The following is a 13,433-nucleotide window of genomic DNA, read 5'->3' as shown; positions in this document are numbered from 1 at the left end:
AACTATGACCGGATTAGAGATTTGGCTTCTTGCCGTGGGACTCGCGATGGATTGTTTCGCCGTCTCCATAGCCAGTGGCATTCTTCTGAAACGTACGCTATGGCAGCCTATGCTGACCATGGCTTTTTTCTTTGGATTATTTCAAGCCATCATGCCACTCCTCGGGTGGATAGGCGCCAGCACATTCAGCCATCTGATAGAGAGTCTGGATCATTGGATCGCTTTCGCCATTCTTGCTTTTCTGGGCGGACGCATGGTCAGAGAGTCTTTCAAGGACGAAGATTGCAAAAAAGAATACGACCCGAAAAGCTTGAAAGTAGTGCTCGCATTAGCCGTTGCAACCAGCATCGATGCATTGGCTATTGGAGTCTCATTTGCATTTCTGGGTATGCGTGATTTCTCAGAAATACTCCCTCCCATTTCTATCATTGGCTTTGTATCTTTCGCCATGTCTCTTATAGGATTACTATTCGGTATCCGCTTTGGATGTGGCATTGCACGAAGACTACGGGCAGAACTCTGGGGAGGTATTATCCTGATTATCATCGGAACCAAAATATTAATAGAACACTTGTTCTTTAGTTAAACTTCATTTATGGAAAAGAAGGCACAGAGAAATTTCTTATGGATTGCCCTGCTTGTATTGGGAACAATCTGGATACTTGCACGTCACAACCGTACGCAACCTTATTATACAATAAACGGATTGATATTCGGCACGGTTTATAATATAACCTATCAGTATGATGGTGACTTGAAAGTTGAAATTGACGAAGAATTGAAGAGGTTTGACGGCTCTCTATCCCCCTTTAATGATACGGCCACAATTACGCGAATCAACCGCAACGAGGATATTGTACCGGACACTTTTTTCACGAATGTATTCCGTCGTAGTATGGAAATTTCCAAAGAAACGGATGGTGCATTCGACATTACGGTTGCCCCATTGGCCAATGCCTGGGGATTTGGTTTCAAGAAAGGTGCATTTCCTGATTCGGCCATGATAGATAGTCTGCTGGACATTACGGGATATACCAAAGTAGCCCTATCCAATGAAGGAAAGGTTGTGAAGCAGGATGAACGCATGATGCTATCATGTAGTGCCGTTGCTAAAGGGTATGCCGTAGATGTAATAGCACAATTTCTCGCAAAGAAAGGCATTAAGAATTTCATGGTAGATATAGGTGGAGAAATTGTAGCCCAGGGAGAAAATCCAAAGAAAGATTTGTGGCGCATCGGTATCAATAAGCCGGTAGATGATTCGCTATCTATCAATCAGGAATTACAAACGGTACTGAATGTAACGGGTGTGGGCATTGCTACTTCAGGCAATTACCGTAATTTCTATTATAAGGATGGAAAGAAATATGCGCATACCATAGACCCAAGAACGGGATATCCGGTGCAACACAACATCTTATCCGCCACGGTAATAGCCAAAGATTGCATGAGTGCTGATGCTTATGCCACCGCTTTCATGGTGATGGGATTGGAAGAAGCCGAACGGTTTGCCGATGCCCACCCAGATATTGATGCCTGCTTTATCTACACGGATGAGAAGGGAGAACTTCAAACATACTATACGAAAGGGATGGAACGATTTATAACAAGTGATTAGTGTTTAGTGATAAGTGATTAGCGGGTTGCGCAACATTCCGCATGGTGCTAATCACTTATCACTAAACACTAATCACTACGTACCTATTTATAGAATACAAAATACACCGCAAGTACCAGACAAATGAATGCCGCAAAATGATTCCAATGCAGACTTTCGCCCTTGAAAAGAACCGTAGTAAATACCGTGAAAATGATGAGTGTAATCACTTCCTGAATAATCTTTAATTGTATCAGCGAGAAAGGACCACCATTACCAATAAAGCCGATACGATTGGCCGGAACCAAACAAAAATATTCCGCAAGAGCGATGCTCCATGAAAATAAGATTATGGCATAAAGCGGCCAATTAGTGATCACTTTCATATCTTGCAACTTCAGATGACCATACCATGCAAAAGTCATAAAGACATTAGACACTATTAAAAGCAGAATCGTATAAAGACCTTTCATTTTAGTGACGAATATTTAAGGGGTGATTAATCTAAATTATCATTTTTTTGAGGAAGAAGTTCCTCCTGAACATTTGCCATACTTCCCCAAAGACTATAGCGAGCTTCCGGGTTCATAGCTTCCAACTGATGTAGAATATCTTTCATATTACTACGGTGAGATTGCGCCTCATAAGGACAATTCTTCACCTGCTTACGATACCCTCTTATTTGGGCCAGTTCCAGCAAATCAGCCTCATGTACCAAACACATCGGCCGAATAATCGTCATATCAAATTTCTTCATTACCAGACGGGGCGGCATGGAACTGAATGCCCCCTGAAAAGTGATATTCATCAATAGCGTTTCCAGAATATCATCCATATGATGTCCCAATGCTATCTTGTTGCATCCCTGCTCCTTAGCTACCGTGAACAAGGCCTTGCGCCTATTCCATGAACAAAGGAAACAAGGTGATTTGCGTGTATCTGTACTTGCATCAAATTCCGTTTCATACAATACAAAAGGGATTCCCCATGACTCTACATACTCACGAAGATATGCCAGGTCACTCTGATACGGAATATTCTTCATCACTACATGGACGGCAACCACCGCAAACCTAGGCTTAAAAATTCGGGCGCGTCTTGCCAATAGCTCCACTAACGCCAAAGAATCTTTGCCGCCCGAGAGTCCGATAAGGATCTTATCCCCATCCTCTATCAGACCATATTCTACCAGCCCCTTAGTAAACCGCTTTTCAATGCGGCGGACGGTTTTCTCTTCTTCGGTGAATTGAGCCATAATACTACATAAGATTTGCGGTTGCAAAAGTAAGAGAAAAGAATGATTTAAAGAAGAATTAACATAATAGAATAACGGAAATCAGCATTATTCCCGATTAATTTGTATTTTTGAACATTCGAATTTGTAAGTTGGATAACTAGCATGAAAAAGAGATATATTTTACTCCTTCTATTTTGTCTCACATTAGTCGGTGTATCGGCACAGACGTTGGAGGAAGCCAGAGCTTTCTACAACCAAGGGCAATACGAGAAAGCCAAACCAATTTTCCAGAAACTCGTAAAGACACAACCGGCAAATGGAAATTATAACTTATGGTACGGCGTATGTTGTCTGGAAACAGGAGAGCCTGAAGTAGCCTTGAAATATCTGGAAACCGCCGTAAAAAGACGGGTGCCCAGCGGACAACTCTATCTGGCGCGAAATTACAATGACCTGTATCGCTTTGAAGATGCCATCAAATGCTACGAAGACTACATCAGTGACCTGGCCAAACGGAAAAGGCCGACCGCAGAAGCCGAAAAGCTATTGGAGAAAAGTAAAGCCAACTTCCGCATGTTGAAAGGGGTTGAAGAAGTTTGCATTATCGATAGCATCGTAATAGACAAAGGTCGTTTTCTGGAAGCTTATAAAATCAGTCCTGAATCCGGTAAACTATTCATGTACAACGATTTCTTCCAGAATGAGACAGAGGTTGAAGCTACCGTATATGAAACAGAACTCGGCAATAAGATTTATTATGGTGAGCGCCAACCGGACGGTAAACTCAGCATCCTCTCGCGTAACAAAATGCAGGGCGAATGGAGCAAAGGTAGCCTGCTACCCGGTAGTATAAATGATTCCATCAATGCCAACTATCCGTATGTATTGACAGATGGCATCACCATCTATTATGCCGCTGATGGTGAAAATTCGATAGGTGGTTACGACATATTCGTCACCCGTTACAATACCAATACGAACACCTACCTCACTCCAGAAAATGTGGGTATGCCGTTCAACTCTCCCTATAATGACTATATGTTTGTTATCGACGAATATAATAATCTCGGATGGTTTGCCTCCGACCGTTACCAGCCGGAAGGAAAAGTTTGCATCTATGTATTCATTCCAAATTCTTCCAAAAGGGTATATAATTATGAAGCAATGGACCCGAAAAAAGCAATCGGACTTGCCCGGATTCATTCTCTGAAAGATACGTGGACGGATCAGGATGCCGTAGCCGATGCCAAACATCGACTACAAGCCGCATTCGATGAAAAGCCACAAACCACGAAAAGTCATGAGTTTGAGTTTGTAATCGATGATCAGAATACTTATTATCAACAAAGTGATTTCAAATCTCCTCAGGCCAAAAACCTGTTCGGCAAATACCTCCAATTAGAAAAGGCTTTCAAAGAGCAGCAAAACAAATTGGAAGAGCAACGTTCCTTGTACTCCCGCGCCAAGGAAAGCGATAAAGCCAAACTGGCTCCCGCCATACTCGACCTGGAAAAGCAGATACAACAACTATCAGGTGAATTGGAGAAGGCCGCCATTGAAGTGCGTAATACAGAAAAACAATCCTTTAAATAGAAAACTATGGACATACTTATCATCATTGTACTCATTGTTGCGGCGGTTATCCTGTTCTTGGTAGAACTGTTCGTCATCCCGGGCATCAGCATAGCCGGAATCCTGGCCGGAGCTTGCATGATCTATGCCAACTACTATGCCTTTGCCTATCTGGGTACAACGGCTGGTTTCATCACGCTCGGTGTATCGGCAATAGCCTGCATTGGCTCATTGATACTCTTCATGCGCTCCAAGACCTTGGATAAAGTGGCGTTGAAGAAGAATATCACATCGAAGGTGGACCGTACGGCCGCAGATCAAGTAAAAGTAGGCGATACGGGTGTGGCCATTACACGCCTGGCACTGATCGGCAATGCCGAAATAGACGGCAACATCGTGGAAGTGAAATCCATGGACGGATTCCTGAATGAAAAAACCCCTATCATTGTAAACCGTATTACGGACGGCGTTATCATGGTAGAAAAGAAAAAAGACTAATATTCACACTTAATATCTTATAAATCATGAACGTAGACACTATGTACCTAACTGCCTTTCTTGTGATAGGAGGCATTATCTTCATCGTACTGTTCTTCCACTATGTTCCTTTCTTCCTATGGTTGTCCGCCAAAGTTTCGGGAGTCAGGATTTCATTGGTGCAATTGTTTTTAATGCGTATCCGTAACGTACCTCCCTACATCATTGTACCGGGTATGATTGAAGCACACAAAGCCGGATTGAGCAACATTACCCGCGACGAGCTGGAAGCTCACTACCTGGCCGGTGGACACGTAGAAAGAGTGGTACACGCCTTGGTATCCGCCTCTAAAGCTAATATTGAATTATCCTTCCAGATGGCTACCGCAATCGACCTTGCCGGACGTGATGTGTTCGAAGCCGTTCAGATGTCGGTAAACCCGAAGGTGATCGATACTCCTCCGGTGACCGCCGTAGCAAAAGATGGTATCCAGTTGATAGCCAAAGCCCGTGTAACGGTACGCGCCAATATCCGCCAGTTGGTGGGTGGTGCCGGTGAAGACACTATCCTGGCCCGTGTAGGCGAAGGTATCGTATCTTCCATCGGTTCGTCCGAAAACCACAAGTCAGTATTGGAAAACCCAGATTCAATCTCCAAACTTGTGCTCCGCAAAGGTCTGGATGCCGGTACGGCTTTCGAAATCCTGTCCATTGATATCGCTGATATCGATATAGGTAAGAACATCGGTGCGGCTTTGCAGATAGACCAGGCAAATGCCGATAAGAATATCGCCCAAGCCAAAGCTGAGGAACGCCGTGCAATGGCCGTGGCCAGCGAACAGGAAATGAAGGCGAAAGCTCAGGAAGCACGCGCCAAGGTGATCGAGGCGGAAGCCGAAGTACCTAAGGCCATGGCAGAAGCATTCCGTAACGGCAACCTGGGCATCATGGATTATTATCGGATGAAGAACATCGAAGCCGATACTTCCATGCGCGAAACCATAGCCAAACCATCGGGAAACAACTCAAACCAGCCGTTGAGTAAATAACCGGTAGAATTATTGCCCCAGAAAAACGTCGGAACCGGTGAACAGTAATCCCGTTCCGGCGTTTTCTATTTATAAACGTATCAACCAAAAAATCCAGAATATGAAAAAGTATTTTGCATCTTCCGAACTTATTATCAATGATGACGGTTCAGTTTTTCATCTGCACGTAAAGCCTGAGTGGCTGGCAGACAAAGTAATCCTGGTGGGCGACCCGGGCAGAGTGGCACTGGTAGGCTCACACCTTGAGAATAAAGAATGTGAAGTGGAAAGCCGCGAGTTCAAAACCATTACAGGTACCTACAAGGGCAAACGCATCACGGTGGTTTCTACGGGTATTGGTTGCGACAACATCGATATTGTGATGAACGAACTGGACGCCTTGGCCAACATCGACTTCAACACACGTGAAGAAAAGCCCCAACTTCGCCAGTTAGAACTGGTACGCATCGGTACTTGTGGCGGTTTGCAACCGAATACGCCCGTAGGTACATTTATCTGCTCGCAAAAGTCCATTGGTTTCGATGGCCTGCTGAACTTCTATTCAGGGCGCAATGAAGTGTGTGACCTGCCATTTGAACGTGCATTCCTGAACCACATGGGATGGTCGGGGAATATGTGCGCACCTGCTCCGTACGTGATCGACGCCAATGCCGAACTGATAGAGCGCATTGCCGGAGACGATATGGTACGCGGTGTAACGATTGCCGCCGGTGGTTTCTTTGGCCCGCAAGGACGCGAACTACGCATTCCGCTGGCCGACCCGAAGCAAAATGAAAAGATCGAGAACTTTGAATACAATGGCTATCGCATTACGAACTTCGAGATGGAAAGCTCCGCACTGGCCGGTTTGAGCCGCCTGATGGGACATAAGGCGACCACGGTATGCATGGTCATAGCCAACCGGTTGATTAAAGAAGCCAATACGGGCTACAAGAATACGATTGACACTTTGATAAAAACCGTACTGGACAGAATTTAAGAAACACCCACTCAAATATACTTGATGATTGTTTCCTTCAATCTTTCGTAAGTATATGGTTTGGCAATTATATCATTGCATCCGGCGGCTAATGCTTGTTGTTGTTCTATCAGGAAAGCATTGGCCGTCACCGCAACGATAGGCAGATCGATGTCGATGGTACGTATCTTTTCCGTAGCCTGAATACCGTTCATCACCGGCATGCGGATGTCCATCAATATCAGGTCGGGACGCTCGCGCAAGAAACTATTTATGGCCTCTTCGCCATTGGTAACCCACGAAATGGTGTAGTCTTTCTTCAGCAAAATGTTTATCTGCATAAAGTTAGACTCCGTATCTTCGGCTATCAGAATTTTCTTCCTGCCGTCTGATCTTCGCTCTACGTGGGCATTGACTTCAACAGGTTCACCATCCGCTCCCAATACAAACTGGCGGTAAGGAAGGGTCATCACGAAAGTGCTCCCCACTCCTACTTCGGACTCTACGGAAATCTTTCCTCCCAATCTCTCCACGATGCTCTGGCAGATGGGAAGCCCCAGACCCGTGCCCTGAACAAAATCGTTCAGCTTTTCGAAACGGTTGAAAATCAAGGGCAATTTCTCCTTCGCAATGCCACAACCGGTATCCGTTACATAAACCTTCAACCATTCTCCGCAGACCTCCAGCCCCAGGGTGATGGCCCCTTCATGGGTATTCTTAATGGCATTGGAGAGGAAGTTGAACAGCACTTGCGTAATCCTGTTCCGGTCCACCATAATCCAGATTTCCTCATCGGGACGCATCACATTCAGTCGGATGCCCGTTTTCATTTTCAGGCGATGCACTTTCTCCACTTCGTCAATCAGTCCGGTCATTTCGACCAACTGGAAGTTCATTTCCGATTTCCCCGACTCGATGCGGGAAAGGTCCAGAATGTCATTTATGAGTTGCAACAACAGGTTGCTATTCTTTTGAATGATGTTCAGGTATTCGGCTTTCTCCACTTCATCTTCCGTCAAAGCTATGATTTCAGAGAATCCCACGATAGCATTCAAAGGAGTGCGGATCTCGTGGCTCATATTGGCCAGGAACACCGATTTCATGCGGTCGGCCTCTTCTGCCCGTTGCTTCGCCTCGATGAGTTCATTGGAGCGTTGCACCCTGTCACCGATATCGTGTATCAATGCCATCACTTTATTATCTTCGAACGGCGCGATGCGTGCCTGGAAATAATGCCTTTCGCAATTATCCACATCCAGGGGATACTCTATCTCCTTCAACTCACCGTCTTCGAGGCATTGACGTATATTCCGTAGAAACAGGTCGCTGACTTCGGGAGAATAGATAGTGCGCCCGTCCGCTCCCCGTAGTTGTTCAACGGGATGGAGCAAAATGGTGTCAGAAGACATTAACACGTCGGTGAGGAAGAAATTTTCATCAAAGATGAAGATGAATTCAGGCAATGCCTGTATTATCTTCCGGTTTCGCTCTTCCACGCGCGATATGCGTGTTTCGCGTTCGCACTGCCCAGTGACGTTCACGGTATAGCATAAGAGGCTTTCCGGATTTCCACTTTTATCTTTCTCTACAGATAAGAGGTGGTCCTCCAACCAGACTATTTCGCCATGCGCGCCTACGCAACGCACGCGTAAGACTTTGGACTCTTCAAAGCCATCCAATTTCTTTTGAAAGCCATCCAACGACACCAAATGCTTATCATCGGGATGCACAAAGCTACAGAACTCTTCCAAATTCTGATAACGGATGCCGACTTTATCCAAGCCTAAACTTTCGAAATATTCCTGAGTGAAAGTGCACTCCAAGGTATTGATATTTATCTCCCAGAGAGCAATTTGATGGGCAGCCAGAACGGAGTTGACCTTCAATAATTTCTCTTTCAGTAGTTCCGTGTTCTCGTCTTTCTCGGTAGTATGAGAAGCGGAATCATGCATTTTTATTTTGTCTTGCGCCATAATAACAAAGTGTATCATGTAAAGGCTACGAAAATTGAGCAAATGTAATAAAAAAGAGTAAGTAATATACAATCGCGTTCTTTTTTTTACCCCAAAAGGCTATCTTTGCAACTCAAATAACAATTTTTATGATGAATCAGGATACCATCTGTGCCATTGCCACGGCCCAAGGAGGAGCAATCGGAAGCATTCGCGTCTCAGGAGCGGACGCCATTCGTATCACCAGCCACATTTTCACCCCGGCAAAATCCGGTAAAACGCTGGCGGATTGCAAACCTTATACACTGACTTTCGGGAAGATACACGATGGAGAGGAAATCATCGACGAGGTTCTTGTCAGCCTGTTTCGCGCCCCGCACTCTTACACGGGCGAAGATAGTACGGAGATCACCTGCCACGGTTCGAGCTATATCTTGCAACAGGTTTTGCAATTGCTCATCAAGCACGGTTGCCGCCTGGCGAGACCGGGGGAATACACGCAACGCGCCTTTCTCAATGGCAAGATGGATTTGAGCCAGGCCGAAGCCGTGGCGGACCTGATTGCTTCTTCATCTGCCGCCACCCACCGCCTTGCCATGAGCCAGATGCGTGGCGGATTCAGCAAGGAGCTTACGGAGCTACGCAACCAGTTGCTACACTTCACTTCACTGATTGAGCTGGAACTGGATTTCAGCGACCATGAAGAGTTGGAGTTTGCGGACAGAACGGAGCTTTGCCGATTGGCGGATCACATTGAAGGAGTTATTTCCCGACTGGTACATTCGTTCAGTGTAGGAAATGCGATCAAAAACGGCGTACCGGTAGCCATCATCGGCGAAACGAATGCCGGGAAATCAACGCTTCTCAATGTATTGCTGAACGAGGACAAGGCTATCGTGAGCGATATTCACGGCACTACACGCGACGTGATTGAAGATACGACCAATATCGGCGGCATTACTTTCCGTTTCATTGACACGGCAGGTATCCGCGAAACCAATGATACGATTGAGAGTCTGGGCATAGAGCGCACGTTCCAAAAACTGGAACAAGCGGAGATCGTGCTTTGGATGATTGATGCAACGGACGCAACGTCGCAAATGAATCAGCTATCGGGACAGATACTTCCGCGTCTGGAAAGAAAGCATTTGATATTGGTATTCAACAAAGCGGACTTGTTGGGCACGGCTCATTCTGATGAGGTGCTGTCTGCGGCCTCTTCCATCATTCCTGACGCCGAATGTATTTTTATTTCCGCCAAGAAAAGGCAAAATACGGATGTGCTTCAGAAGAAACTTATAGCCGCCGCCAATCTGCCTACGATAACCCAGAACGACGTGATAGTGACCAATGCCCGCCATTACGAAGCCCTTACGCATGCTTTAGAAGCCATCGGACGCGTACAACAGGGATTGGCAAACAATCTTTCAGGGGACTTCGTGGCCCAGGACATCAGGGAGTGCATCTTCCATTTGAGCGACATCGCGGGGGAGGTGACGAATGATATGGTGCTACAAAATATATTTCAACATTTCTGCATCGGCAAATAAACCGAGATAACTCACTGATAATCAATATGTTACAAAATAACCAAAAAAAATAAGCTTAAAACCACAACTCGCTATACATCAACCACTTACGATACATTTTGCAAATAATCACCGTAAAACAAAGACAAATAAGAAACAGATTTGCTGCTATTTGATACTCAAATCAGGGGTTGTTGACAACCTTATATTATATAGGAGCTACACTAAAGTAGCCATATATATAATATGAATTATAATTTTTCAAAGCATTATTATGATCCATTCATCCGGTTGAAAGAGGAAGAATGGAAAGATGTAGTTTCAAGAGGCTTCCTAAGTATTAGCGAAGCAGCTACATTGTCAGGATATACGCGCCAGTATATCCACAAACTAGTTCAAACAGGCAAGATAAAAAGTGAACGGTGTTTGAATAACCTAGTGATTACCAATAAGGATTTCATCAAGTGGTATTCGTCTCTGCCGTTAATACCCCACTCTCCAATTGGCCGAAGTTCGTATTCTCTCAAAGGATTGATGGCCTATACAGGAATGAGCCGTTCTTGGATTCTAAATTTCGCCGAACGTTATCAAATCCAAACCTTCTATTTAGGACTAAATAGAAGGTTTGATGAAATCGATTGTAAAACAGCTTGGGAGATCGAACGGATCAAGTATGCCCAATGGCTAACTGTTGATGAAATTACAACTCACCTCAACATTGATGCCAAGGAACTGCTGACACTTGTTGCCAAACATCTGGTTAGGGTGAGATGCATAGCCTATACCGACTATTATTGCAAGAAGGATGTTGAACAAGAAATCAGATGGAGGGAAAGCCATGTATAGGGTTACATTACGTTATAAAATAAAGACAGACGGCAAGAAAAAGTCCATTTATCTTCAGTTCAATCCACCCATCAAAGATGTAAGGGGGAAAGAAATCAAATATGAATTTCTGAATTTGGATCTTTATGTTAATCCTGCCAATACTGCCCAAAAGAAATACAACCAAACGGTTGAAGAAGTAGCAGAAAACATCAAGTGCGAACGTTACATTCAGTTGGTACGAAGGGATTTCAGTTTTCTGGCAAAAGACAATCTGGATGGAGACTTTCTTGAGTATTTTCATGAAAACGGAGACTATCACAGTCAGAAATATATTTGTGCACGACTCCATTTTGAAGAGTTCTGTGAGAAGAAGTGCTCTTTCAGAGACCTTAGTGTCAGCCTTTGCGAAAAGTACAGGACGTATATCCTTAGAGACAAGCACCTAACCAGCTCAAAAAAGATATCACACAATACTGCAAGTGCATACTTCAACGTATTCCTGAAAATGGTAAGATTGGCCTATGAAGACAAAATAATCAGCCATGATTATACTGAAATAATAAAACCCATTGTGTGGAATCATGATACCCTCAAAGAGTATTTATCCAATGATGAAGTAAATATTCTCCGCCAGACACCTTATTCGCCATATCCGGAACTACCTAAAGCTTGCCTTTTCAGCATCTTTACAGGATTGCGGCGGAGTGACATTCTTGCCTTACGATGGGAAAACATTGTAAAGAGGTCGCACAAGACATTCATAGAGATACAGTGTAGTAAGACAGGTGTTTTAATCCAATTACCTTTATCAAAACCGGCATTGGATGTTCTGGGTAAAAGAAAAGAAGAAGGGATAGTATTTCAATCTTTGACGATAAGCATACTGAATCTGCATGTACAAAAATGGCTGGACTCGGCAGGAATCACCAAGCATATTACTTTCCATTGTTTCAGGCACACATTCGCCATGTTGCTTCAGGAAAAAGGTGTCGAAATCTATACCATTTCGAAACTGTTGGCTCACAAGCAAGTATCCAGCACACAAATTTACGCGAAAGTCACCAACCAACAGGTTAACGAGGCCATTCAGTTATTAAAATAGCGAATTGTTAAGCTAAACCAGTCAAATATCGTTAAAGAAGGAGCATTAGATGAATCCACTGTCTGTATTTCAACAAATTGCCATTACTTTTGCAAACAATCTTAAGTAAAAACTGAAGTTATGTTACAATCAAAAATACAGACCCTCAAAAAGTACATTTCATCGTTCCTAAATGAGAAAATCAGCTGTTCCAAGTTGTCTTCGGCATCATACAAACAGATTCCAGCTATTTTAATGGCTAAATACGAATGCACGGCAACAACACTTTTCGGTGTTAATGTCGTGCTTTGTTTTCCCAAAGAGACTGATTCGTTAACACCAGCAAAGCTACAGAGCCATATGCAGCTCTTTGCCAGCAAATTGGGAATGCCCAGTATTGTAGTGTTAGATGATATGCCATCCTATAATATCCAAAGGCTGATTATTCAGCGGATTAATTTCATCATCATAGGTAAACAGATGTTTGCTCCGTCATTGTTGCTCGATTTGAGAAAGATGCCTAAGCCAAACAAAGATATCAAGGAAGATATTCCGCCGCTCGCACAGTGTCTGATTCTATACAATATAGAAGTTGAAATACTTTGTCATACTATAAATGAAATTATTGATATTTTCAATGTCTCCTACTCTACAGCCAACAGAGCCATTCGATGGCTGCAAAGTAAGAACCTGACGGTACCTTCGAAAGGTAAAAAGAAGAGATTGCAGTTTGCAAAACAAGGCCGTGACTTATGGGAAGCCAGCATAATATATCTGACAACACCGGTAGAAAAGGTCGTCTATACTAATACTATTCCATCAAAAGCTTTGTCAACTGTCATATCTGATGGTAGTGAAGTTGAACCTATAGAAGTAAACAGTTATGCTCTATGCAAAGACGATTTGAAAGATATCACAGTTTCTGACACTGGTCGATTTAAAATTGAGATTTGGAAATACAATCCTATGGACTTGGCCAGATTAAAGAAACATGTGGATAAGTTATCACGTTATCTCTCGATTAGAGATAAGGAAGATATGAGTGATAAGATAGAAATGATGCTTGCTGAATTACAGTAAAGTAGCTTCAAATTCGTGACAAGCAGGAAGCGTAAATTAAGAGAGAATATCACATTCCTCATAAAGTTTGCGG

At 43.9% G+C, this 13,433-nt stretch carries 13 protein-coding genes; 10 read left to right on the top strand and 3 right to left on the bottom strand.

Going from position 1 to position 13,433, the window contains the following annotated elements; all coding sequences use genetic code 11:
• Nucleotides 1-4: 4 nt before the first annotated feature.
• Together DWW10_RS04350 and DWW10_RS04345 are read left to right on the top strand one after the other, a co-directional pair.
• A complete protein-coding gene (locus DWW10_RS04350) occupies nucleotides 5-586 on the top strand; it encodes a manganese efflux pump MntP (protein WP_022392404.1) in 582 nt (193 codons plus the stop codon).
• Between the two features lie 9 nt (nucleotides 587-595).
• On the top strand, nucleotides 596-1,618 hold the full coding sequence (locus DWW10_RS04345) for an FAD:protein FMN transferase (protein WP_022392403.1): 1,023 nt from the start codon (nucleotides 596-598) through the stop codon (nucleotides 1,616-1,618).
• 83 nt (nucleotides 1,619-1,701) lie between these two features.
• On the opposite strand, the gene DWW10_RS04340 is transcribed toward DWW10_RS04345, so the two are convergent.
• Together DWW10_RS04340 and DWW10_RS04335 are read right to left on the bottom strand one after the other, a co-directional pair.
• Nucleotides 1,702-2,070, bottom strand: coding sequence for a DMT family protein (locus tag DWW10_RS04340; protein ID WP_022392402.1), 369 nt, complete (start codon nucleotides 2,068-2,070; stop codon nucleotides 1,702-1,704).
• 26 nt (nucleotides 2,071-2,096) lie between these two features.
• A complete protein-coding gene (locus DWW10_RS04335) occupies nucleotides 2,097-2,852 on the bottom strand; it encodes a PP-loop family protein (RefSeq protein ID WP_022392401.1) in 756 nt (251 codons plus the stop codon).
• A 144-nt stretch (nucleotides 2,853-2,996) separates the two neighbouring features.
• Here DWW10_RS04335 and DWW10_RS04330 point away from each other — a divergent pair, with 144 nt between their 5' ends.
• The 4 genes from DWW10_RS04330 to DWW10_RS04315 all read left to right on the top strand — a co-directional run bounded on the left by DWW10_RS04330 (nucleotide 2,997) and on the right by DWW10_RS04315 (nucleotide 6,911).
• Entirely contained in the window at nucleotides 2,997-4,427 is a 1,431-nt protein-coding gene (locus DWW10_RS04330; protein WP_022392400.1) for a tetratricopeptide repeat protein, read from the top strand.
• A gap of 6 nt (nucleotides 4,428-4,433) precedes the next feature.
• Nucleotides 4,434-4,904 (top strand): NfeD family protein, encoded by a 471-nt coding sequence (locus DWW10_RS04325; protein WP_007215881.1) that lies wholly within the window; start codon nucleotides 4,434-4,436, stop codon nucleotides 4,902-4,904.
• A gap of 26 nt (nucleotides 4,905-4,930) precedes the next feature.
• A complete protein-coding gene (gene floA / locus DWW10_RS04320; protein ID WP_007213154.1) occupies nucleotides 4,931-5,932 on the top strand; it encodes a flotillin-like protein FloA in 1,002 nt (333 codons plus the stop codon).
• 100 nt (nucleotides 5,933-6,032) lie between these two features.
• Nucleotides 6,033-6,911, top strand: a complete 879-nt coding sequence (locus tag DWW10_RS04315; RefSeq protein ID WP_007215880.1) for a nucleoside phosphorylase — start codon at nucleotides 6,033-6,035, stop codon at nucleotides 6,909-6,911.
• 11 nt (nucleotides 6,912-6,922) lie between these two features.
• Here DWW10_RS04315 and DWW10_RS04310 read toward each other — a convergent pair whose 3' ends face one another.
• Nucleotides 6,923-8,863 carry a PAS domain-containing hybrid sensor histidine kinase/response regulator gene (locus DWW10_RS04310; protein ID WP_259320408.1) on the bottom strand — a complete coding sequence of 647 codons (1,941 nt, stop codon included), beginning with the start codon at nucleotides 8,861-8,863 and terminating at the stop codon, nucleotides 6,923-6,925.
• A gap of 131 nt (nucleotides 8,864-8,994) precedes the next feature.
• On the opposite strand from DWW10_RS04310, the gene mnmE reads away from it, so the two are divergent.
• The 4 genes from mnmE (at nucleotide 8,995) to DWW10_RS04290 (ending at nucleotide 13,360) form a co-directional block, all read left to right on the top strand.
• Nucleotides 8,995-10,392 carry a tRNA uridine-5-carboxymethylaminomethyl(34) synthesis GTPase MnmE gene (gene mnmE, locus DWW10_RS04305; protein WP_022392397.1) on the top strand — a complete coding sequence of 466 codons (1,398 nt, stop codon included), beginning with the start codon at nucleotides 8,995-8,997 and terminating at the stop codon, nucleotides 10,390-10,392.
• Nucleotides 10,393-10,797: 405 nt separating this feature from the next.
• A complete protein-coding gene (locus DWW10_RS04300) occupies nucleotides 10,798-11,217 on the top strand; it encodes a hypothetical protein (RefSeq protein WP_147350457.1) in 420 nt (139 codons plus the stop codon).
• A complete protein-coding gene (locus tag DWW10_RS04295) occupies nucleotides 11,177-12,301 on the top strand; it encodes a tyrosine-type recombinase/integrase (RefSeq protein ID WP_022392395.1) in 1,125 nt (374 codons plus the stop codon). Before DWW10_RS04300 ends, DWW10_RS04295 begins: the two co-directional genes overlap by 41 nt.
• A 120-nt stretch (nucleotides 12,302-12,421) precedes the next feature.
• Nucleotides 12,422-13,360, top strand: coding sequence for a MarR family transcriptional regulator (locus tag DWW10_RS04290; RefSeq protein WP_022392394.1), 939 nt, complete (start codon nucleotides 12,422-12,424; stop codon nucleotides 13,358-13,360).
• The last annotated feature ends 73 nt before the right edge of the window (nucleotides 13,361-13,433 follow it).

This window comes from Bacteroides intestinalis (assembly GCF_003464595.1).
In the GTDB taxonomy this organism is placed as follows: domain Bacteria; phylum Bacteroidota; class Bacteroidia; order Bacteroidales; family Bacteroidaceae; genus Bacteroides; species Bacteroides intestinalis_A.
Note: the sequence above shows the minus strand (reverse complement) of the source record. Positions and strands in the feature narration are given on the sequence as shown.